Raw genomic sequence first — 21,247 nt, 5'->3', positions numbered from 1 at the left:
GTAAACGTTACCATTATATTGAAAACCAGTCAAAGTCAATGAACATCAAATTTACAGTCCATAAATTCATCAAAGGGCAATTAACTCGTCATTTCAATGAAAAACCTTTGATAGCTTCTTCTATCTTTCCATTGCTCTTTCTGACAACCCTCAACGTGGTTTCAATGTATTATCAATGTGGACGAAATCTACGCTTTTCGAAGATTTCAGCGATCGCGGGCAAAACGAGAAGCGTAAACATAGTCGTTATAAGTAAGCCAAAAATAATGGTCCAGGCAATTGGAGATTCAAATTCAGAACCTTCAGCATTGCTTATAGCAACAGGAATTAGAGCAATAACTGTAGTCAGTGTTGTCATTAATATAGGACGAAGTCTAAGAGAGGCTGATTCAACTATCACACATCTAATCTGTTTATAGTTGCCCGTGGTTATTTTCTGATGCAGGAATGTTACCATAACTATTGCATTATTCACAACAACACCGGCAAGCGTTAAAGTTCCTATCATCACAGAGAGATTCAAATCATAATCAAAAACAATCATTACTAACGCAAGTGCGATAACAGAAACAGGCACAGTTGTGAAGATTACGAACGGAGATAGTAAAGACTCAAATTGCGCACTCAAAAGCATGTAGACGAGTATTATTGCCACCAGCATTATCACTTTAAATTCATTCAGAAATATATCCAGAGATGATTTTTGACCGCCAAGAGAATAATGCACGTCCTTGAGCTGAAGATCTTTCAGTACATTCTCCACAAGACTCGAAAGTTGCGAAATTGAATATCGCGTATCAGCTATATCAACATAAACCACTCTCTGCCCGTTTTTGTGCGAGATAGATTCATAAGTTGTTCTTTTAGAGAGTTCGCCGAGCAATCTCAAAGGGAGATTCTGATCTCTCAAATTTTTTATTTGAATTTCATCGATGTCATGAAGTTGCTGGATGTCTGAAATATTTAAACGAACTGGCAAAATTCCCTCATTTGTTCTGAGAGTATTAAAATTTTTTCCCATTGTGTAATATTGAAGATCCATGAAAATCTGGGCTGGCAATAATCCGGAAAAAACAGCTTTCGATCTATCTATTTTCAGTAATAAAGATTCCACGTTTGCCTGACCTCTAATGGAGACTTCTCCAAGATCCTTTTCCGAGAAAATCTCTTTCAAAGAAAAAGCCACTTTCATCAATTCATCAATATCTTCTCCTGTCAGCTCAACTGTCACTGGATAACCAAAAATCATATTTAGATACTCATCCTGGACTACTTTAACCCCTAAGCCCTCGAACGATGTTTTCTTAAGATCTCTCAAAAACATCTCTTTGTTTCTCAAGTATTCTGATCTAGTACCATCGAACCAGATGTATATCGTTGCTTGATTTTCGCCACTTTCTGTAATTATCCGGGAAAGTTCGCTTGTGGCACCCACTTCAGAATAAATTGTCTTGATTCCATAATAGTTTTTTCTGCTTAATACAAAATCTTCTATCTGCTTCGTTAATTCGTAAGTTTTTCGATAACCTGATTGATTCTCGGCCTTTGCTGTTATTGTTAAAGTGTTGGTAGCAAAATCGGGCAAAAAGTTTTTTGGCCTATGAAATACGTAGAAAACAGACAGAACAATCAGGGCAAAAACGATTGGTATAATCAGCGCTTTTCTCTCCAAAATCTTTGTCAAAATAACTTGATATTTTGACCGTATATTGAGAAAGGTTTTCGACTCCCTGGCTCTGATCCATCTTGACCCAGCCGGAATGAGGATGCCTGCAACAACTAATGAGGCTGCAAGTGACAGTGCAAATGTTGATGCAAAGTACTTAAACAGAGTCGATGCAAAACTTTCTGTGAAAACAAGTGGAGCAAATACTACAACAGTTGTAGCTGTTGAAGCAAAAATGGCACCAAAAACCTCTTTTGTCCCATCGATTGCTGCTATGTCATAGGTACTACCTTCAGATTTATGCCTGTATATGTTTTCAAAAACAACGATTGCATTATCGACAAGCATGCCAACAGCCATAGCAAGACCGCCAAGCGTGATTAAGTCAAGATTGATACCAAAAAAATACATCAAAACTACAGCGATTAAAAGTGATATTGGAATACTCAGAGCTACTATTGTGGTACTGAAAAAATCTCTCACAAAAAGAGCTACGACAATCGAAGCTCCAAGTAATCCAAGTATCAAATTTTTCACCAGATTTTGAACAGATTTTTCAGTATAAAAAGATTGATCAATCAGGGGAACATAGTCTACTTCAAGATCATCCAGTAATCTTTTAACCTGCCTCACTACATTGACAGTATTCGCCCCTGAGCGTTTTCTTATTGATACGACTGTTGCTTCATTTCCATCAACCCGCACCAGCCCTCTTTTTGGCTCATTGGCTATTTCCACGTCAGCAATCTGTTTCAGTTTTACAGGAACAAGCAATTTTGGAAGCTGCCCTCTCATCAATGATTGATAACTCAACCCTCTGAACCCAACAATTGTATCCTTTAATTCATCCAGGCCACTAAATCTCCCATCAACAACAAGAGAATACACATTTCCAGTTTCGTCTTCAACCTGGCCCATGGGATAAACCACATTTCCCGATAGAAAATATTCAATTAGAGAAAGATCAACTTGGAAAGTTCTTGCTTTTTCCGGGTCAATTCTGATACTAACGAATTTTTCAGTTTTTGATAAATTTTCGACACTGGCAACATCTGGCAGCCGTTTTATCTCGTCCAAAAAATGCGCTGGATCTTGAGATGTTGAAAAAACGAAAACGGGAAGCAAGGAAGGATCAAATTCGACCACAATCGGTTTAACCTGTTCCGGAAGGTTCAATTGAGAAATATTCAGATATCTCTCAAGCCTTGATGAGGCAGACAAAACATCAACGCCCCAATTATATTCAATGATAATCAAAGATAAACCTGATTGAGAAACAGATGTGAAGTTTTTGACTCCGGGAACGGTTGCGATTATTTCCTCAAGTGGATTCGTAACAAGTTGCTCTACCTCCTCACTGCTTGCACCCATATACGTGGCAAAAACAGCAGCATAAGGATATTCCATTTGAGGCAAAAGTTCTAAATGCAGTTTTTGAAGAGCTATTATGCCAAAAACAACAATAGCAAACAGGAGCATGAAAATAGCTATGGGTCTCTTTGCTGATTGACCTGCTATATTCATTTGTTCACCCCTATCTATTCACCTCTGCTCCACAGATCTCTATCACAATTTTTGCCCATTCATCGTTCACATCTATTAAGTGCAATCTTTTGCTTTTTGCAACAACTGGAAGCTCGGTGCATCCGAGCAAAACATGCCCATCTAAATATGGCTCTACGTCGGAAAACCATATCAGCGAAGCTTTTTTGATTTGACCAGCTTTCACAGTATATATAATCTGCATCAAAGATTCCTGTAATCGTTCCTCAGGAATTTTCAATGTTAATCCTATCTTCTCAGCTTCTCTTTGATAGACCCTACTGTTCAAAAGACCTCTCGTTCCTGTAAGCCATATTTCCTCGATTCCTTTTGATTTGAGTTTTCTCAAAGTCATCTCTGGCAAATTCAATACGGGTATGTTTACCTGTTTTTGAACCCTGTCTAAAAAGGCATATGCAGTATTGCAGATAAATACAGCAAAATCAGCCTTTTCACGCTCAAGCATTTTTACTGACTCAACAAGATACAAGGTCGGATCTTCCCCGTCATCTAAAATTGCAGCAGTTCTGTCAGGAACGGATGTGTTAAAGTCTACTATCATCCTTATGTGATCCTGATCTTTTTCTGCTTTAGTGTGCTCCACAACTTTTTTGAGAAAATCGACGGTCGCTAACGAGCCCATTCCACCAACTATTCCAGCAATCTTCATTTTAAACCCTCTCATTTGTAAAGCGCTGGTGTACAAAAACTCACTCTGAGTTCCTCTATCTCGAAGACAACTTCAGCATAGTAGGCAACATGTCTGAATTCAGGTGGTTCAACATTGATAGAATAACAACCATTCGATGGTAAAACAGGTAATCTCAACCAAAGAGATTTTCTGAAATCTGTCGTATCAGATATTGCTCTGTGCAAATATACTTCCTTAATAAACTCGCTCTCTTTTATTAATACCGTATCCCCTTCTAACTCAAAAGCGAACTCCGGTAATTTATCACTCAAAGCAAGCTTGAAGAATGAAGAAGCATTATCGACAACATAAGGTATGTTCTTTATCCCATGAGAATTATTTGGAACATACAATAAATAATTCTTTCCAATAAGATCAAAAAAGTAAAGATTGGCTGAGTAAATGGTCCAGTATTCATCGTTTGTAGCATTTATTATATACTTTGGCATGTCAAGCTTTTCTATGTAAAAATATGGGTCAACCATTTTCAAAAGTTCTTGGCCATGCTGTGTATTGATCATATCTGGAACGCCTCTTTTGACATAGGGATTTATGCTTGCACTATATTGCCCATACATCTCTAACTGTTTTTGAAGCTGCTTTTGAAAATTCAGATTGTCAAAAACAATTGGTGCAATGGCAAATACTCTTTTGTCAACAGCAGCAGTGAGCCATGTAGTCCACCCTCGCTTGGAAGCACCCGTAACGAAAAATTTTTCAATGTGAAATAGCTGTTGAATTAAATCCATTGCCGACACAGCAGAAGCAGTCATCGGGAATAACAATGGAAGGCTTGCATCTTTAATCTTCGAATATTGAACAAAGGTGTAAGCTATTAAATCGTCCTCTCTTAGTCCATAAATTGGCTGATTTGGCACATCTCCAAGAACAACAAACAAAGCCTGAAATTTCTCCGCTATCCATAAATAATCTTCAATTTCTTTCGATTTCGACGGATCGAAATCTCCTGTTATCATGAGAATTGCTACATTGGAAAATTGGAGCTGTGCTGGTCGGACAATCAGTAAATCATGAAACCACTTTATACCCTGCCAAGTTTGGCTTTCAAAGACAATATGGGTAAATTCAACACCCGTTTCTGTTATTTTTTGAGACACTATTTTGTAATCAATATTTTTATGTGTTAAAACGTAATCAGCCAGATTCTGAGAATGAATAATCACAGAAACTGTTAGAAGGAAAAACACCAATGTTTTTTTCATGTTATCACCTCCCTGTTTTATTATCTCACATACGGAAAATGTTTAATCACTTTGGTTTAAAGGAAAACACGGTGCGTACAGCAGGTACAATAAATTGATCAAAATCATCTGCCTCTGCCATATAAGTTAGAGTGTAAAAAAATTGTCCGTAATTCGTATAAACCTGAAGGCATCGATAAAAACTTCCCTTTGAATCAAACTGAAAAAGTCTCCAGAAAAAATCAAAGCCTTCTACAAGATTTACGCCACTTGCAAGAAGGTTGTAACCCGCAAGATTTTCAAGAGAGTTTTGTTGAACCAACTCTGCATATTCAAGCAAATTCACAGATCTACCTGGCTGCTCTTTTGTTATCTGTATGTATCCAACCCGTTTTTCTTTTACGGCAAGAAAAGAACCTATCTCTCCTATGGTGGTTCTCACAATTTTGAATGGTTCTGCAAGATAAATAGAATATCCATATTCATTGTTAACGTATCGCTGCTTTAAAGAATTTGTTTTGATACTTGTCATTGTCAACAAGGCAGGTACTATATGTTCAAAAAATTCTTTTTCACTCGCATAATAGGTCATTATATAAACACGTCGCTCTCTGGTGAAAATAACCTGAAGGCCTGCGGTTGAGATTTGTGGAGTGATAATGGAGATTTTTCTGACAAAGATATCTAAATCGTCGAGCTTAAAAAGACCAATGGAACTTTCACTTGCTGAAGGTATTTTGATTAACTCGACAAGATCTCTTAGATCACCTGGCTTTGATAATTGAACAGACAGAACTTGCAAGGTGCAACTACTTTCTGGAATTCTGAAAAGGCCTATCTCATTGATGTTCGTAACTTCCATTACAACAAAAGGGTCATAAACTGTTAAGGCGAGATCACCTTTTGGTGAAAAATAAAGTGTTTGACTGAATAAAGAAAGCACAAATAACAGGTAAAAAATCACCAGACATCTCACCTTTTCACCACCCATAAACTGATTATAAATAGTTTGATCGATCCTGTATAATATTTAACGTGAAACAGAAAAAAATTGCGATGTTCGTAATAGCGGCTCTAACAGTTCTGGCAACATGTGCATACAGCAAAGTAGTGGTCTTTCTGTACCACAGATTTGATGATACCAGATATCCATCTACAAATACCTGGACATATGAACTGGAAAACCACATCAAAATTATAAAAGACATGGGACTGGAAATCTGGAATATGAAAGATCTCGAAGAATACGTTTATGGAGAAAAACATCCGAAAAGTGACGCGGTAGTATTCACAGTTGACGACGGATATCGTTCAGTCTATGATTATGCATATAAAATTTTCAAAAAACACGAAGTGCCATTTACTGTTTTTATTCAGGTTGGAGCAATCGGTTATCCAGATTACCTAACATGGGAAATGATAAAAGAGATGCTTAAAGATGGCGTTGAGTTTGCAAATCATTCGTACACACATACAGATTTTCCAGCGCTTTTAACAAAAATGACCTTGAAAGAAATGCTTGATTATTTCAAGCAGGATTTCGAAAAAGCCCAGCAGGTCTTTCTGAATAACACCGGCAAAGAAATGCGTTATTACGCTTATCCATATGGGTATTACATACCTGAAATGATTGATGTTTTGAGGAACGAGGGTGTGAAACTTGCGTTTTCTCAAAACCCGGGACCTTATATTTCATCTTATGGAGCTTTCGAAATACCAAGAGAACCTTTGCTTGAAGACTGGGCGAGTGAAAGTCACCTGCGGTATATCCTGAATCGTGAAGCACTTTTGACCGAAGAAATACCTTTTAAAATAGAAAACAATACCTTGACTGTGAAAGGAACCATCATTATTCCCAAGCAAATTAGAGACATAAGTGTGTATGTTTCTGAAAAAGGAATAGTGGACAGTCTGATTATTCAAAATATTGTAACAACAGATCCAGTGGAATTGAGAAAACGATACAATCGCTTGATGATAAGCGCGCGCGATGGAAAGAAAGAATATGTCAAATACTGGCTTTTGTTCAATGTCAAAGGAGATTAGCGATTTCAGAGGTGAGTAGATGAGAAAAATAGTGGCACTCATGGGATTTTTATGTATTTTTGCTGCTTCACCGAGGATAACTGTCAATTCATTTGGAGTTTTAGAGCAGGAGGAGTTTTATTCGTCAGGAGTTGCAGAGATGCAGTTTGAAAGTTATAAAGATTTGCAAAGCTTTTTTAACTCAATAAATTACGATTTATCGACAAAAAAAGTACCACTGGTTATACTAAAATGTTTGCCAAAAGATATGGACAAAATTGAAAGCATCAACCAGAAAAAAGAGTTATTTGTCAAAATAATGCTACCTATAATATTGAAGGTAAATGAGGAAATTACGGAAGAAAGAGATAAAATACTGAGTATGTCGTCTGCTGATGAGCTCTCATACTATCTAAAAAAGTATCGTGCTAAAAATAAGCAGGAACTTCTTGAAAAAGTCCTGCCAGTGCCAGTAGAAATTGCACTGGCACAGGCAGCTATAGAGTCGGCATGGGGAACTTCAAGATTTGCTATAGAAGCCAACAATATTTTTGGAGAATGGACTTTTAAACCTGGCACAGGCATAATTCCAAGTGACAGGCCTGAGGGTGAAATTTATGAAGTAAGGAAATTTGAAAGTCTCATAGATTCAGTTAGAAGTTATGTATATAATCTCAATGTTTCCTCCTTTTACAAAGAATTCAGAGATATACGAGCTGGAAAAATCAACAAACCAGTGGAGGAAGGTTTATTGTATTACTCTCAAAAGCGTCATGAATATATTCAAGAAATCAAAATTATCATTTCAAAAAATCAATTCACTGAGTTCAGTAATCATAAGCCATATCGCCTGCAACTGGCTTTATTAAGTAGTAATATTTGGAGCAATAATTAACTCATCTGCAAAATATGGTGTTGATTTTTTTCGTAAACACATTATAATATTTTTCTAAGGAGGGAGTATTATGCGTAAAGGTTTTACACTGATTGAGCTGTTGATCGTTCTGGCAGTCATAGCAGCTCTGATGGCAGTAGTCACGCCTATTGCATTGAATGCCGTTGCTCAGGCCAAAGCAACCCAAGTTGCGAGCAACTTCAGGAACATCAAGAGCGCTATCGAAAGTTATGTCAATGTTGAGAGAGGCTTACCGTCTGATTTGAATGCCCTCGTGACTTCTGGATATCTCAGTTCAGCACCATCTGATTTTTCTGTTTCTTTTGGAACATTTGACACATCAGGTGTTGCAACAGCCACTATTACATATAGTGGAACAGTTGATACAGGAAAACTTGAAAACGTTTATTCAGAAGTTGACACAACATCCAGTTCTCCAAAGCTTGATATAACATTGAGAAAGTGGTGGTAAAAAACAGCAGGCAGAGCCTGCTGTTTTTATCTGACAAGGTGCGATATCATTCTAACAACCTGCGAATTTTCAGCGACATCATGAATTCTTATTATATCAACTTTTTTCATCGTACAATAAGCTGTCACCGCTAAGGTGGCAATTAATCTTTCTTCAGGGGGTACATTATTTAGCAATGCCCCGATAAAAGATTTTCTGGAATGGCCTACTAAGATAGGTACTTTAAAGGTTTTGAACTCATCTATTCTTTTCAAAATTTGCAGATTATCTGACAGTCTTTTTCCAAAACCGATACCCGGGTCAATAATTACTTTATCCATCAAACCAATTTTTCCAAGCATTGAAAGCCTTTCATTGAAAAAGTATAGCAGCTCTTCAATTACATCTTCATAATATGGATTCTGCTGCATTGTTTTAGGCTCACCTTTCATGTGCATCAAAACAACGGCGGGTTTGTACTCAGAAATGACATCAATCATTTTTTCGTCGAATCTCAAAGCACTTACATCATTTACAATATCTGCACCAGCCATAATAGCTTGTTTTGCAACCTCAGATTTATAAGTATCTATCGAGATCGGAATGTCAAAGGTTTTTCTGATTGCTTCAATCGCAGGTATTGCTCTGTTGAGTTCTTCCTCAAGTGATACCCTCTCAGAACCAGGGCGAGTTGATTCAGCGCCTATATCAATTATATCCACGCCATTCTTGATCATCGATGCTGTGTAATCTATAACCTTATCTTTTTCAACCCGGCTTTTTGAATAAAAAGAATCAGGCGTTACATTGACAATCCCCATTATCAGAGTTCTATCAAAGATGAGCTTTCTTCCTGAAGGTAAATCAATTGATCTTACCTGATCCTTGAAAAGGCATTTTTGAATCATATCAGCTATCTGATCGAGCTTCCAGTAATGCATTTTAGAAAGTTTTTCTATCAGTTTGATATGTTGAGCAATAGTCCCGAAAGTTAGCACACTGGTTTTTTGAATTTTGTGGGTGATGGCGTGTTTGTTTACAGCGGCATCAGCACCGGCTGCAAGCATTTCCTGCTTGATTACATTCGCAGCTATGACATCCACATTGTAAATCATTAACGAAATAAATTTTCCTTTTCTTTCAAAAATTGGTACCGATGCTGGATCAACCCCTACTTTTAAAAGTAGAGAAAGAGGGTCACTAACTTCTGTCACTAATATATCTGTCATTTAACCACTCCTTTAAAGTTTCTCAAAGCTTCCTTTATTTCTTCAAGAGAATTCCTGATTATCTTTGCAGTTGCTCCCCATATGACAAAATCTGGCAAAATATATCTGCATGTAATTTTTCCGTCATGTAATTTTATTTCTTCGCAGCTAATTTTCTCAAAGATCTCAATCGGTACGAAATAGATATCCTCAACCTCTCCCCTGTTTAAATGAAAATCAGGACACTCGACGATTACCAGAAACGAAGTTATTTCCACAGATGATCTGATAGTAACCACTGTAGAAAGTTGCTTAATGACTCTATAACAATTATCTTGGATACCTATTTCTTCTTTCATTTCTCTCACAGCTGCTTGTTGATGTGTCTCATCTTTTTCCAGCAAGCCTCCAGGAAAACCTATCTGTCCGGGATGTCTTTTCAGTCTTCGAGATCTTTTTATCAAAATAATATGTGGTTGTCCGTTTATGAAAATTACCGGAACAGTTACTGCTGATCTTTCTACCCAAATCACCTCACTTTTGATTATAATCGATAGTTTCTCGAAAAATCTTTGAGGTTATCGTACTCACCCTGAAAATAAATATTTATGCAAAAACAGTTTAAATTTTGACTTCAAAGGGACAATTTGATAAAATGGCATCAGCAGATGCAGATTTTTATTCCAGCCGTCAAAACTTCCATTTTTATCAGCAAAAGGAGGTTTTTTTATGAAGATATGCGTGATTGGTGCTGGGAACGGTGGCCAGGCGCTGGCTGCGTACTTGGCATTAAAAGGATTCGATGTCGCGCTTTATAACCGAAGCGCATGGCGAATAGCACCTATTATAAAAAACAAGAGGATAAAAGTTGAAGGAGAAATAAATGCCGTCGCAACTATCTCATTTGCCACGACAAATCTTTCTGAAGCAATTAAAGGTCGAAAACTTTTGATGGTTGTATTACCCGCTTTTGCCCATAGAGATATAGCGAAAAAAATAGCTCCACTTTTAGAAAATGGCCAGGTTATAATTTTGAATCCAGGAAGAACAGCGGGAGCTCTCGAATTCTATAATACACTCAAAGAAGAAGGCGTCAACAAGGATATAGTGGTAGCTGAAACCCAAACATTTATTTTTGCTTCGAGAGCATCCAATCCAGGAGTGGTAAAGATATTCAGGATCAAAAATGCTGTACCGGTTGCCGCACTTCCTTCAAGCAAAAATCCCGAATTAGAACAGGTTTTATCGCAAGTCATGCCCGAGTTTGAAATTGCTCCAAGCACCCTTTATACAAGTTTTAACAACATAGGTGCCGTGTTTCACCCTGCAACAATTATTTTGAACACCGGATGGGTAGAAACCACCTTCGGAAAATTTGAATTTTATTTCGAAGGGATCAGTCCATCGGTTGCAAAAATTCTTGAAGCGATAGACGCTGAAAGATGTGAGGTCGCCAGAAAATTCGGTATTGAACCGATGACGGCTATTCAATGGCTTGCATATGCTTATGATGTGAAAGGGACAAATTTGTACGATGCTATACACAATAACGAGGGGTATCGAGGTATACAGGCACCAACAAGCCTCGAGAACAGATATATACTGGAAGATGTTCCAACAAGCCTTGTTCCGATTTCCGCATTTGGGAAATTAGCGAAAGTGAAAACTCCCATAATAGATTCTATAGTCCAGCTTGCCTCCCTCATGGTTGGCGTGGATTTTTTCAGTGAGGGGAGAAACTTTGAAAGGCTTCATTTAAATGGTAAAACAGTTGAAGAAGTGAAGCAAATTATGGAGGTTGGGGAATGATGAAAATACTGGGAGCTTCTATAGGAAGTTGCGTGCATAATGTAGGATTGCTAAATTTTCTTGAAATAGCAAAGCAAAACAATTACGAAACAATTTATATTGGTTCAGCCATTCCTGTTGATGAACTTGTCAGAGAGATCAAAAAACATGACCCAGATATGATAGCAATGAGCTACCGACTTGCCGCAGAAGCCTTACACAATCTGCTCAGAGAATTGGAAGAGAAGCTTAAAAAGGAAAAACTTATGGACAAGATATTCGTCTTCGGTGGCACCATAGAAACTGCAAACGAGGCGAGAAAATTTTCGTTTATAAAGAAATGTTTTGACGGGAGTGAAGAAATAGACGAAATTGTTCTTTTCTTAAGAGGTAAGGCAAGAGAAAAAGAGAATCTGAGTTTTCCACAAACACTTGGTGAGCGCATAAAATTCAAAAGTCCTTATCCACTTATCAGACATCATATTGGTTTGCAAAGCCTGGATGAAACGGCAAATGAAATTAAAAAATTGGCAGAATCAGAATTGCTCGATGTTATATCTCTTGCACCAGACCAAAATTGTCAGCAATTCTTCTTTGAACCTGAAAAAATGGATCATTCGCAAGATGGTGCAGGTGGTGCGCCGATAAGAACAAAAGAGGATTTTGTCAAACTCTACGAGGCCTCGAGAAGAGGCAATTATCCGCTTGTCAGATGCTATGCAGGAACAACGCACATGGTAGAATTTTCCAAACTACTGAAAGAAACAATAAACAACGCCTGGGCTGCAATACCGATAATGTGGTACAGTGATCTGGATAGAAGATCAAAAAGATCACTGAAAGAAGCCATAAAAGAAAATATGGACGCTATAAAATGGAATGGTTTGAACAATGTTCCAGTCGAAGTTACCGATTCTCATCAATGGGCTTTAAGGGTTTGCCACGATGCTGTAGAAGTCGCAACTGCTTATTTAGCAACTTTTGTGGCTAAGAAGTTAGGAGTGAGGGAGTATGTTCAGCAGTTTATGCTTGAAACTCCTTCGGGCCTGTCACCACGCGGGGACATTGCAAAAATGATAGCGAAGAAAGAAATTGTTGAATCTTTGCAGGATGAGAATTTCAAAATCTATAGAATGGTGAGAACAGGTTTAATGTCCATGCCGGCAGATTTAAATGCGGCTATGGGGCAGTTATCTTCATCCATGTTTTATGGATGGGCACTTGAACCACACATAGTTCATGTGGTTGCATACTGTGAATCGATGAGAAGAGCCTCTGCAAAAGAAATAATAGAAAGTGTCAAAATGGCAAGGAGAGCTATAAATCTTGCAATGAGAGGCATTGTAGACCCTCTTGGTGATGAATGGGTGAAAAAAGAGAAAGAGAGAATAAAAGAAGAAGCTTTCATGATAATTGAAGCAATAAAAGGATTAAAAGATGACAATGAAGATAGTTTGCTCGATGTCGATGTGCTGTATGAAGCTGTGAATACAGGCATTCTGGATGCACCGGCATTAAAGGGTTTTTCAGTGGCGAAGGGTGCTGTGAAAACCAAAATAATAGATGGTCTCTGCAGATGCGTAGATGAAGGTGGAAATATTCTTTCAGAAAAGGAAAGGTTGTTTACTCTGCTCGGGGGTAGATCAATATGAGAGTGGCTGTTGTTTACGATAAATCCAATCTCGATAAATCGAGAGAAAAGATGGTTCAATCCGTATTTGAAACCTTATCAAAACACTTTGAAGCAGAGCTTGTGGCTTTTGAAGATCAATTTGTTGACAAAGTAACTCAATTCGACGCGGTCTTCAATCTTTCAACAGCTGCAATGCAAACCCACGTCCCTGCGATCTTAGAACTTTTAAAGATACCGTCTACTGGCTCGGGCATAATTGGACATGCCTTGTGCATAGACAAAACGATTACAAAGATTATTTTGAATCATTATGGCGTACCAACACCAAAGTTTATTTCCTTAGAACCAGGACAGGAAACAATACCTCCTGTAGACTTTTATCCGGTCATCATCAAACCAAGTCGTGAAGGAAGCGCGCGTGGTTTGAGTGCAGATTCGGTCGTCAAAGAAGATTTTGCATTAAAAAAGGCTGTCAAAGTGATTCACAGCGAGTTTCATCAACCAGCTTTGATCGAGCAATTTGTAGATGGTCGCGAATTCAGTGTTGGAATTGTTGCCGGGGAAATTTTACCCATCCTTGAAATAGATTTTTCAACATTGCCCGACGGATTAGAGAGATTTTATTCCTACAGGGTTAAACATTATTATGGAGAACAAACCAGGTACATTTGTCCGGCTCAAATAGATACGGAGCTAAAAGACAGAATCTCAAAATATGCTTTAACAGCCTTCAAAGCACTGAGACTAAGAAATTATGCGCGAATGGATTTGCGCGTTAAGGATGGTCAAATCTATTTTTTAGAAGTCAATTCTCTCCCTATGCTTACGCCAGGTTATTCTGATATCGTGAAAATGGCAGAGGCAGCAGGATACACTTATGAAGATCTGATTATGAAAATTTTCATGGACGCCATAGAAAACTATGAGATCTGAACTTTTCGCATACGACAGATTTTATAAACAGAATTTTGGTACTGTGATCGGTGTTGATGAGGCAGGTAGAGGCTGTCTTGCTGGTCCTGTTGTTGCGGCAGCGGTAATTTTAGAAGTTCAATTAGACGTGTTTGACTCAAAACAGTTAACTGCGCAAAAACGCGAAGAATTATTTTTGCAGATAATGAATTCAGCTGAGGTTGGAATTGGCATTGCTACACCTGAAGAAATAGATCTCTACAACATATTCAATGCAACCAAAATAGCTATGAACAGAGCTCTGGCATCTCTGAATAAAAAAGATGCATACGTACTTGTGGATGGCAAATCATTAAATCTTTCTCAGCAGGGCGTCTGTATTGTTAAGGGTGATGAAAAAAGTGCTTCAATAGCAGCAGCGTCAATTGTTGCAAAAGTTTTGAGAGACAGAATAATGGTTGCACACGACAGAATTTACCCATGTTATGGCTTTTCAAAGCACAAAGGTTATGGAACAGTTCATCACTTAAATGCTATTCGGGAATTTGGTCCTACTGTTTTTCACCGTTTGAGTTTTTCCCCTGTGCTCTCAAATTTATCCGTTAAAAAAGTTCATGACCTCTTTTCGGAAAATATCAACTGCGAGAGGGCAAAAGTCATACTCAGAAAACTGTCTTCTTCATAGTCTATCATCGATATCTTAACAGCCGATTAGTTTTATCTCAACAAATCACATCTAAGATATTCATATAAATTTTGTAAGGGGGGCTTGAATGTGGAATACAAAGATGTTGTTGAGATGATTCGCAAGGAAGATATTCAATTCATCCGCCTTCAGTTTTCTGATATTAGTGGAAATATCAAGAATGTCGAAATTCCTTCCCAGGAACTTGAAAAAGCTTTTGAGAAAGGCATCATGTTCGATGGATCTTCTATTGAAGGTTTTGTGAGGATCGAAGAGTCGGATATGTACCTGAAACCGGATATATCGACTTTTGCTATTCTTCCGTGGACGACCAATGGATCAAAGAGTGCAAGGTTTATCTGCGACGTTTACAAACCCGATGGTACTCCCTTTGATGGCGATCCTCGATACAGGCTCAAACTTATTGTAGAAAAAGCAAGGAAAATGGGGTTTGAAGCATTTGCAGGTCCTGAAATCGAGTTTTTTGTACTCCCGAGAGATGAAAAAGGATTTCCACAACCAACTCTACTGGATTTTGGCAGTTATTTTGATCTTTTACCACTTGATGAAGTTGAGTCCTTAAGAAGTGAGGTTGCTGTTGCCTTAAAATCCATGGGAATAGATGTAGAAGCATCACATCACGAAGTTGCTCCGTCTCAACACGAGGTAGATTTTCGTTATGGTGACTTGTTAAAAACAGCAGATAACACACAAACAGTAAAACTGGTTTTAAAAACTATAGCAATCAAACACAATCTTCATGTAACTTTTATGCCAAAACCTTTCTTCGGAATCAATGGCTCAGGCATGCATACACATCTGAGTCTCTTTAAAAACGGGGAAAATGCTTTTTATGACCAGGATTCATCAGATGGTCTTTCCAAAACCTTGCATCACTTTGTCGGAGGTATCTTAAAGTACGCTAAGGAAATAACAGCTATAACCAATCCGATCGTGAACAGTTATAAAAGGCTTGTGCCCGGATATGAAGCGCCGGTAAATATAGCCTGGTCAAAAGCTAACAGATCCGCTTTGATAAGAATCCCGGCAGCGAGAAAAAACTCCACCAGAATAGAGTATCGATCACCTGATCCATCATGTAACGCTTATCTTGCATTTGCAGTGATCGTTGGCGCCGGACTTGAAGGAATTGAGAAAAAGATAGAACCCCCACTACCAATCGAAGAAAATATATATGCGATGTCTGAAGAAAAGCGAGCAGAATTCAAGATAGACTCTCTTCCAGGTAGTCTCAAAGAGGCTCTTGAAGAAATGAAAAATTCTGAGCTTGTAAAAGAAATACTTGGTGATCACATTTTCAAGAAATTTGTCGAACTCAAGCGTAGAGAATGGAGAGATTTTAGTATAACAGTAACTGACTGGGAAATAAGAAATTATCTCCGGGTTTGAGTTTATGATAAAATCTCTGTGCGAGGAAATATGAATGGCAAATATTCTGGTAGTTGATGATGAAAGAAATGTTAGAATGCTTATTAAAAAAATTCTTGAAGAAAAAGGCTATTCGGTCACGGCTGTGGCAACGGCAGAAGAAGCTGTAGTGGAGCTCCGTAAAGGTATGTTCGACTTAGTAACATTGGACCTGAAGCTGCCAGGGATATCTGGTATCGAGTTACTTAAAAGAATGCGGCAAGATGGCCAGGTTATTCCCGTGCTGATCGTTTCTGCTATAACAAATGCAATACCTGTGGTTGAAGCGATGAAGAACGGAGCCAGTGATTATTTGTCTAAACCTTTCCCTGCTCAAGATCTTCTGAAAAAGGTTGAAGACCTTCTCAATAAGGAGGAAATAAGTTTTGAGAAACTTGAACGTCGGATAGAGGAGAAAATTTCTCAGGGAAAGTTAGATATTGCTGAGCGCATGGCGAGGGAATTGTTTGCGATTAATCCCTCCGCTGATGCGCATTATGTTTATGCCCTTGTTATGGAAAAACTCGGTAATTCAGAGCTCGCTTATAGATATCTGAGAGCTGCGCTGGCACTGGATCCAAACCACAAAAGAGCTATCAAGGAGATTCAGCGTTATGAGAAAGAAACGTGAAGGAATGTACATCATAATTGTTGGTTGTGGCAGAATAGGTTCAATGGTTGCTTCACGGATGTCTGCCTCTGGAAGCAATGTGGTTGTTGTTGATAGCAGGGAAAATGCCTTTGACACCTTGTCAGAGGAATTTACCGGCTTCAAAATAATTGGAGACGCTACTGAAATATCCCATTTAAAAGAAGCGAAAGTTGATAGAGCTGACGTGGTTATCGCTTTAACAGGAAATGACAATACAAATTTTATGGTGTCAACTGTTGCCAAACGCTATTTTGGAGTAAAAAAGGTTATATCCAGGGTGAATGAGCCGGATAACGAAAAAATATTCCAGGAATTTGACATTGAAGTGATTTCACAAACCACACTTGTAGCAAATGAAATAATACAAAAACTGACTTTGGAGGGGCTCGATTGAAGATAGTTATCGTTGGAGGTTATCGAATTGCGTATCATCTTGCCCGTTCCATGATTTCTAAGGGTTATCACGTTTACATAATAAACAAGGACCCACAAGTTTGTGAAGAGCTGGCAAGGAAGTTTTCAGCAGTGATAATCAATGGAGATGGCAGTAAAAAAAATGTCTTAGATCAGATTGAGTTTTCACCAGACGATATTGTTGTAATATTGACAAACACAGACCGCGATAGCTTAATAATTTCTCAGATGATAAGAAAGTATTACGGTGTTGAAAGAATTGTAACCCTTGTGAATGATCCTGAAAACATAGAAGTCTTCAACAGGCTCGGCGTGAGGGTAGCGGTTAGCCCGGCTGCATTACTGGGACAGACAATACAAAATTTGCTTTCCGCTCAGGAGATGGAGGATTTTTTTCCAGTCGAAGAAGGAAAATTGGTCTTTCTCAGGCTTGAAATTCCAGATAATTCTCCTTCTGTAAACAAAAAATTGAAAGAGATTGATCTTCCAAACGAGTGTATTATTGGTGGCATTTTAAGAAACAACGACGTACTTATCCCAAGGGGCGAAACAGAGTTATTAGCTCAAGACCGCGTTTTCATAATCTGCGAACCGAAAGTTCAAACCCGAGTTATAAAGACCTTAGTGGGTGAGTGAAGAATGAACATTTATTCAAAAAAAAGTTATGCAATAGTATTTCGAGTCCTCAGCAGCTTACTTATCTTTTTCTCAGTAATTCTCCTGGTTCCACTCATATTTTCTATTTTTTACGGTGAATTTTTCAGAATTGCGTATGCTTTTTTTATAGCATCTGCAATCTCTATACTGCTGGCATATATCTTTCGCATACCAAAACGAGAAAAAACCGAAGCTATAACATCTAAGGAAGGGGCTTTAATAGTCCTTATGTCTTGGATTATCGTGATATTTTTGTCTTCACTCCCGTATTACCTTTCAAATACACTTACTATGTCTCAGGCAATTTTTGAAGCAACCAGCGGGTGGACAACTACTGGACTTACAATGATAACAGACGTTGAAAACACATCGAAATCACTTCTCGCCTGGAGAAGTATCACACAATTTCTTGGTGGCGCAGGATTTGCAATTATTGTCATGGGAGCTATAATTGGTCCAACGGGCCTTGGACTATATCAAGCAGAAGGAAGAATTGACAACATCGTCCCCAACATAAGATATTCTGCAAGAATAATAATGATTGCCTACACAGCCTATGCAATAGCAGGAATGATAGCACTCGTAATAGCAGGAATGAACTTTTTTGATGCTTTTAATCATTCACTAACTGCTCTTGCTACAGGAGGCTTTTCCACAAAAAACAGTAGTATTGGTTATTACAACAGTGAAATTATTGAAATTATAATAATGATTTTAATGTGGCTTGGAGCAACAGGATTTGGAATACATTATGTATTCTGGCTCAGAAATTGGAAAGCGCTCAGAAAAAATTATGAACCCAAACAGATGGCATTTTTCACGATTCTTGGGGTTACTATTGTTTCGCTCACTGGTATTAACAAGGTCTTTCCCGATACAAGCCAGGCTTTAAGACATGCATCATTTCAGGTAATATCAGCTCTTACCGGCACAGGATTCTCAACCGTTGATCTGAGCAAATGGTCAAATTTTCCAACAGGTATGTTTGTCCTGACAATTTTGATGCTTCTCGGTGGATGCATGGATTCAACATCAGGTGGAATAAAGCAATACCGAATCACGGTCTTGATAAAAGCAATTTATCTGGCTGTGAAAAAATTTCTCCTTCCAAGAGATGCAATTATTCAGGTCGAAATCTGGAAAGGGCATACGAAAAAGTACCTTGATGACACTCTCATTAGAGAAGCTTTCATAATTATTGGCCTTTATATGGTGTCTTATCTTACAGGTGTCCTCGTTCTAACTTCGCATAATTATACGCTCCAACAATCAATGTTTGAGGTGGCATCAGCGATAGCTGGAGTCGGCCTGTCCTGCGGAATAACAACTCCTGTAATGCCTGCGGGTGCTTTGTGGACACTCATAGTGGAAATGTTCCTTGGAAGATTGGAATTTCTGGTGGTAATATATGCAATTGCAAGAATCATAAGGGATTTATCATCTCGCCGTTTTTGCAAAAAAACAGCTGTTTAACGCATCCTTTAAATACATAGGCCATCCATCTGATGGCTCATCATCTATCTTATAAACTAAAATTCTGTCACTTGCTGGTATAAAAATGGTCCCATCTTCAAGCATGATTGCGTGATTTGTTGGAACACAGGGAAGTTGCTCTGTGTAAAGAACAGTAGAATCAATTTGAGAAACAATAACCATTTGTTGTGACGTCAAAACGATCAATCCACCAGATCTGGTAACCACAACACTTACAGCTTCGTAGTCTTTTTTCCAGATGATTCTGCCAGAAAAATCTATAGCGTAAACGCCACCTGAATTGCTCAACGCAAACAGGAGTTTTTCACTACACACAATGTTTTTGAAAGGAATATCCTCACCGAGAGACCATAGAATTTTACCAGTTGATGGTTCAACAGAGTAAATTTTTCCTCCACTCAGGCAGAACAAATTTCTTTCATTTGCAATAACTTCACCAAATTTCCCGGATTCAAGAATAGTGAACCATTTCAAATTTCCAGAAAAATCCACCAGCCTGAGTATTCCAAGCCAATCAAGTGTAAAAATTCCGAATGTCTCATGTGAGATAGGAGGGCACACAAGCCAGGCACCTATGTTAAAGGACCACAGTAAATGGGCTGTATCGTTGAAATGATAAAGTGTGCCATTATCTGTTCCAGCACAAAATCCATACGGCGTTTGAGAGACAGAAATACTTACAGCAGAATCACACCTCAGCTTATTCACTTTCTCTTTGACGAGATAGATACTACTGTCCCATGAGCCAATAGCAACCACCCCATCTCTTAAAATGACTGGATCTGCCGTGGTTATAAAAGCAATTTTTGAAGATGAAACTTTCCAGTTGTTGCGGTTAATTGATATCAACTCTCCAGTTAATGTAGTGGAATATACATAATCACTGTCAGCAGTTATCGATGTGTTAATTGCAGCAGGTAATTTTACTTGTTGAATGAACTCGATATATTTTTTTTCTTCGGTTTCATTAGAGATTGCCTCAGGTTGTTTTACAGCTGTTGAGTGATCAGGAAGTAATATCGCAAATCTAGCTTTTGAAGAGAGAGTTTGTAGAACTTTCAGCGAAGAAGGAAGTACGTTTATGACCCTCACAGTACCTTCTGATGTAACGGCAAAGGCATAATTATCATATATTGCCATAGATTTGGCATTGATATGCAATTCGTCAATTATTTTTAAAGTTTTGAGCGAAACAAGCTGAACCATGCCGTGAGAGTTAAGCAATAACAGGTTGTCCTTCACACCAAATACCTCTGTAATACCACCTGAAATCTTTATTTCTTTTTCGTATGCTGGAACAGATTCTGCAATATTCATAACATAAAGTCTATCCTGAGTCCAGACAAACAAAAAATCCCCATCGCTTTGAACACCTTGAAAAGCACCTGAGGCTGACAACTCCCAGAATTTATTCATGTTTTGATTGTAGGCAACTATTTTACCATTTGCGTGCAATATTACTATTTCACTTTTGCAGCTGGTTACCTTGCTTACTCTATCTGAAAATGTAAAATTCCGTTTTCTGCTTAGATCTTTATTCACTATTGTAAGCCGATAATCTGAAAAAATGTAAAGTTGATCCGAGAAAAATACCGCCTGGGAAATTTTATCGTTCAGCTGCAATGAACCAATTAGTTCCAGAGACGTGTTACGGATTTCAACACTCGTTTCATAGACAAAATATACTGATTCTCCCGAAGGAATGATCTTCACAGGTTTCTTCATCTCAGCAGAAAGAACACGTAATGGAACAAGCGGGACAGAAATATCATAAACTTCCAGGCCATTTTCTGTTGAGACAAACAACATTTGCGCATAACAAACATTCACTATCATAATCAATATGCACGTCAGGATTTGAAATTTACATTTCACGAAAAAGCACCTCTAAGAACAATGATAAC

General features: G+C 38.2%; 19 protein-coding genes. 12 read left to right on the top strand and 7 right to left on the bottom strand.

The genetic code is table 11. The features are described from left to right. Positions 1 to 172: 172 nt before the first annotated feature. From TLET_RS04645 to TLET_RS04630, 4 genes are read right to left on the bottom strand one after another with little or no spacing between them, the layout of a single operon-like run. On the bottom strand, positions 173 to 3,190 hold the full coding sequence (locus TLET_RS04645; protein ID WP_012002956.1) for an efflux RND transporter permease subunit: 3,018 nt from the start codon (positions 3,188 to 3,190) through the stop codon (positions 173 to 175). Positions 3,191 to 3,200: 10 nt separating this feature from the next. Then, the gene (locus TLET_RS04640) at positions 3,201 to 3,878 is read right to left on the bottom strand and encodes an aspartate/glutamate racemase family protein (RefSeq protein ID WP_012002955.1); all 678 of its coding nucleotides are present in this window, start codon (positions 3,876 to 3,878) and stop codon (positions 3,201 to 3,203) included. Between the two features lie 11 nt (positions 3,879 to 3,889). After that, positions 3,890 to 5,122 carry a PhoPQ-activated protein PqaA family protein gene (locus tag TLET_RS04635; RefSeq protein ID WP_012002954.1) on the bottom strand — a complete coding sequence of 411 codons (1,233 nt, stop codon included), beginning with the start codon at positions 5,120 to 5,122 and terminating at the stop codon, positions 3,890 to 3,892. Positions 5,123 to 5,168: 46 nt separating this feature from the next. Beyond that, positions 5,169 to 6,077, bottom strand: coding sequence for a hypothetical protein (locus TLET_RS04630; protein ID WP_028843258.1), 909 nt, complete (start codon positions 6,075 to 6,077; stop codon positions 5,169 to 5,171). 80 nt (positions 6,078 to 6,157) lie between these two features. Here TLET_RS04630 and TLET_RS04625 point away from each other — a divergent pair, with 80 nt between their 5' ends. The 3 genes from TLET_RS04625 to TLET_RS04615 all read left to right on the top strand — a co-directional run bounded on the left by TLET_RS04625 (position 6,158) and on the right by TLET_RS04615 (position 8,493). Further along, entirely contained in the window at positions 6,158 to 7,147 is a 990-nt protein-coding gene (locus tag TLET_RS04625; RefSeq protein ID WP_012002952.1) for a polysaccharide deacetylase family protein, read from the top strand. A 19-nt stretch (positions 7,148 to 7,166) separates the two neighbouring features. Then, positions 7,167 to 8,021 (top strand): glucosaminidase domain-containing protein, encoded by an 855-nt coding sequence (locus tag TLET_RS04620; protein WP_012002951.1) that lies wholly within the window; start codon positions 7,167 to 7,169, stop codon positions 8,019 to 8,021. A gap of 70 nt (positions 8,022 to 8,091) precedes the next feature. After that, a complete protein-coding gene (locus TLET_RS04615; protein ID WP_012002950.1) occupies positions 8,092 to 8,493 on the top strand; it encodes a type II secretion system protein in 402 nt (133 codons plus the stop codon). A gap of 26 nt (positions 8,494 to 8,519) precedes the next feature. Here TLET_RS04615 and folP read toward each other — a convergent pair whose 3' ends face one another. Further along, complete coding sequence (gene folP, locus TLET_RS04610) at positions 8,520 to 9,701, bottom strand: dihydropteroate synthase (RefSeq protein ID WP_012002949.1); 1,182 nt, start codon at positions 9,699 to 9,701, stop codon at positions 8,520 to 8,522. Next, complete coding sequence (locus TLET_RS04605) at positions 9,698 to 10,213, bottom strand: NUDIX hydrolase (RefSeq protein WP_012002948.1); 516 nt, start codon at positions 10,211 to 10,213, stop codon at positions 9,698 to 9,700. The genes folP and TLET_RS04605 overlap by 4 nt, the downstream gene beginning before the upstream one ends. 196 nt (positions 10,214 to 10,409) lie before the next feature. Here TLET_RS04605 and TLET_RS04600 point away from each other — a divergent pair, with 196 nt between their 5' ends. The 9 genes from TLET_RS04600 (at position 10,410) to TLET_RS04560 (ending at position 19,322) form a co-directional block, all read left to right on the top strand. Beyond that, entirely contained in the window at positions 10,410 to 11,489 is a 1,080-nt protein-coding gene (locus TLET_RS04600) for an NAD/NADP-dependent octopine/nopaline dehydrogenase family protein (protein WP_012002947.1), read from the top strand. Beyond that, positions 11,486 to 13,120 carry a cobalamin B12-binding domain-containing protein gene (locus tag TLET_RS04595; RefSeq protein WP_012002946.1) on the top strand — a complete coding sequence of 545 codons (1,635 nt, stop codon included), beginning with the start codon at positions 11,486 to 11,488 and terminating at the stop codon, positions 13,118 to 13,120. Before TLET_RS04600 ends, TLET_RS04595 begins: the two co-directional genes overlap by 4 nt. After that, on the top strand, positions 13,117 to 14,034 hold the full coding sequence (locus TLET_RS04590) for a D-alanine--D-alanine ligase family protein (protein WP_012002945.1): 918 nt from the start codon (positions 13,117 to 13,119) through the stop codon (positions 14,032 to 14,034). The genes TLET_RS04595 and TLET_RS04590 overlap by 4 nt, the downstream gene beginning before the upstream one ends. Next, positions 14,024 to 14,698 carry a ribonuclease HII gene (locus tag TLET_RS04585; RefSeq protein WP_012002944.1) on the top strand — a complete coding sequence of 225 codons (675 nt, stop codon included), beginning with the start codon at positions 14,024 to 14,026 and terminating at the stop codon, positions 14,696 to 14,698. Before TLET_RS04590 ends, TLET_RS04585 begins: the two co-directional genes overlap by 11 nt. Before the next feature lie 90 nt (positions 14,699 to 14,788). Beyond that, entirely contained in the window at positions 14,789 to 16,108 is a 1,320-nt protein-coding gene (gene glnA, locus TLET_RS04580; protein ID WP_012002943.1) for a type I glutamate--ammonia ligase, read from the top strand. A gap of 34 nt (positions 16,109 to 16,142) precedes the next feature. Further along, a complete protein-coding gene (locus tag TLET_RS04575) occupies positions 16,143 to 16,757 on the top strand; it encodes a response regulator (protein ID WP_012002942.1) in 615 nt (204 codons plus the stop codon). Beyond that, complete coding sequence (locus TLET_RS04570) at positions 16,741 to 17,172, top strand: potassium channel family protein (RefSeq protein ID WP_012002941.1); 432 nt, start codon at positions 16,741 to 16,743, stop codon at positions 17,170 to 17,172. The genes TLET_RS04575 and TLET_RS04570 overlap by 17 nt, the downstream gene beginning before the upstream one ends. Beyond that, entirely contained in the window at positions 17,169 to 17,828 is a 660-nt protein-coding gene (locus TLET_RS04565; protein ID WP_012002940.1) for a potassium channel family protein, read from the top strand. Before TLET_RS04570 ends, TLET_RS04565 begins: the two co-directional genes overlap by 4 nt. A 3-nt stretch (positions 17,829 to 17,831) precedes the next feature. Then, positions 17,832 to 19,322 carry a TrkH family potassium uptake protein gene (locus TLET_RS04560; RefSeq protein WP_012002939.1) on the top strand — a complete coding sequence of 497 codons (1,491 nt, stop codon included), beginning with the start codon at positions 17,832 to 17,834 and terminating at the stop codon, positions 19,320 to 19,322. On the opposite strand, the gene TLET_RS04555 is transcribed toward TLET_RS04560, so the two are convergent. Then, a complete protein-coding gene (locus TLET_RS04555) occupies positions 19,287 to 21,218 on the bottom strand; it encodes an outer membrane protein assembly factor BamB family protein (protein WP_012002938.1) in 1,932 nt (643 codons plus the stop codon). The two genes, TLET_RS04560 and TLET_RS04555, sit on opposite strands and share 36 nt — an antisense overlap. Positions 21,219 to 21,247: the final 29 nt, after the last annotated feature.

Origin of the sequence: Pseudothermotoga lettingae TMO (genome assembly GCF_000017865.1) — a bacterium.
GTDB lineage: Bacteria > Thermotogota > Thermotogae > Thermotogales > DSM-5069 > Pseudothermotoga_B > Pseudothermotoga_B elfii.
This window is presented reverse-complemented; position numbering and strand designations above follow the sequence as displayed.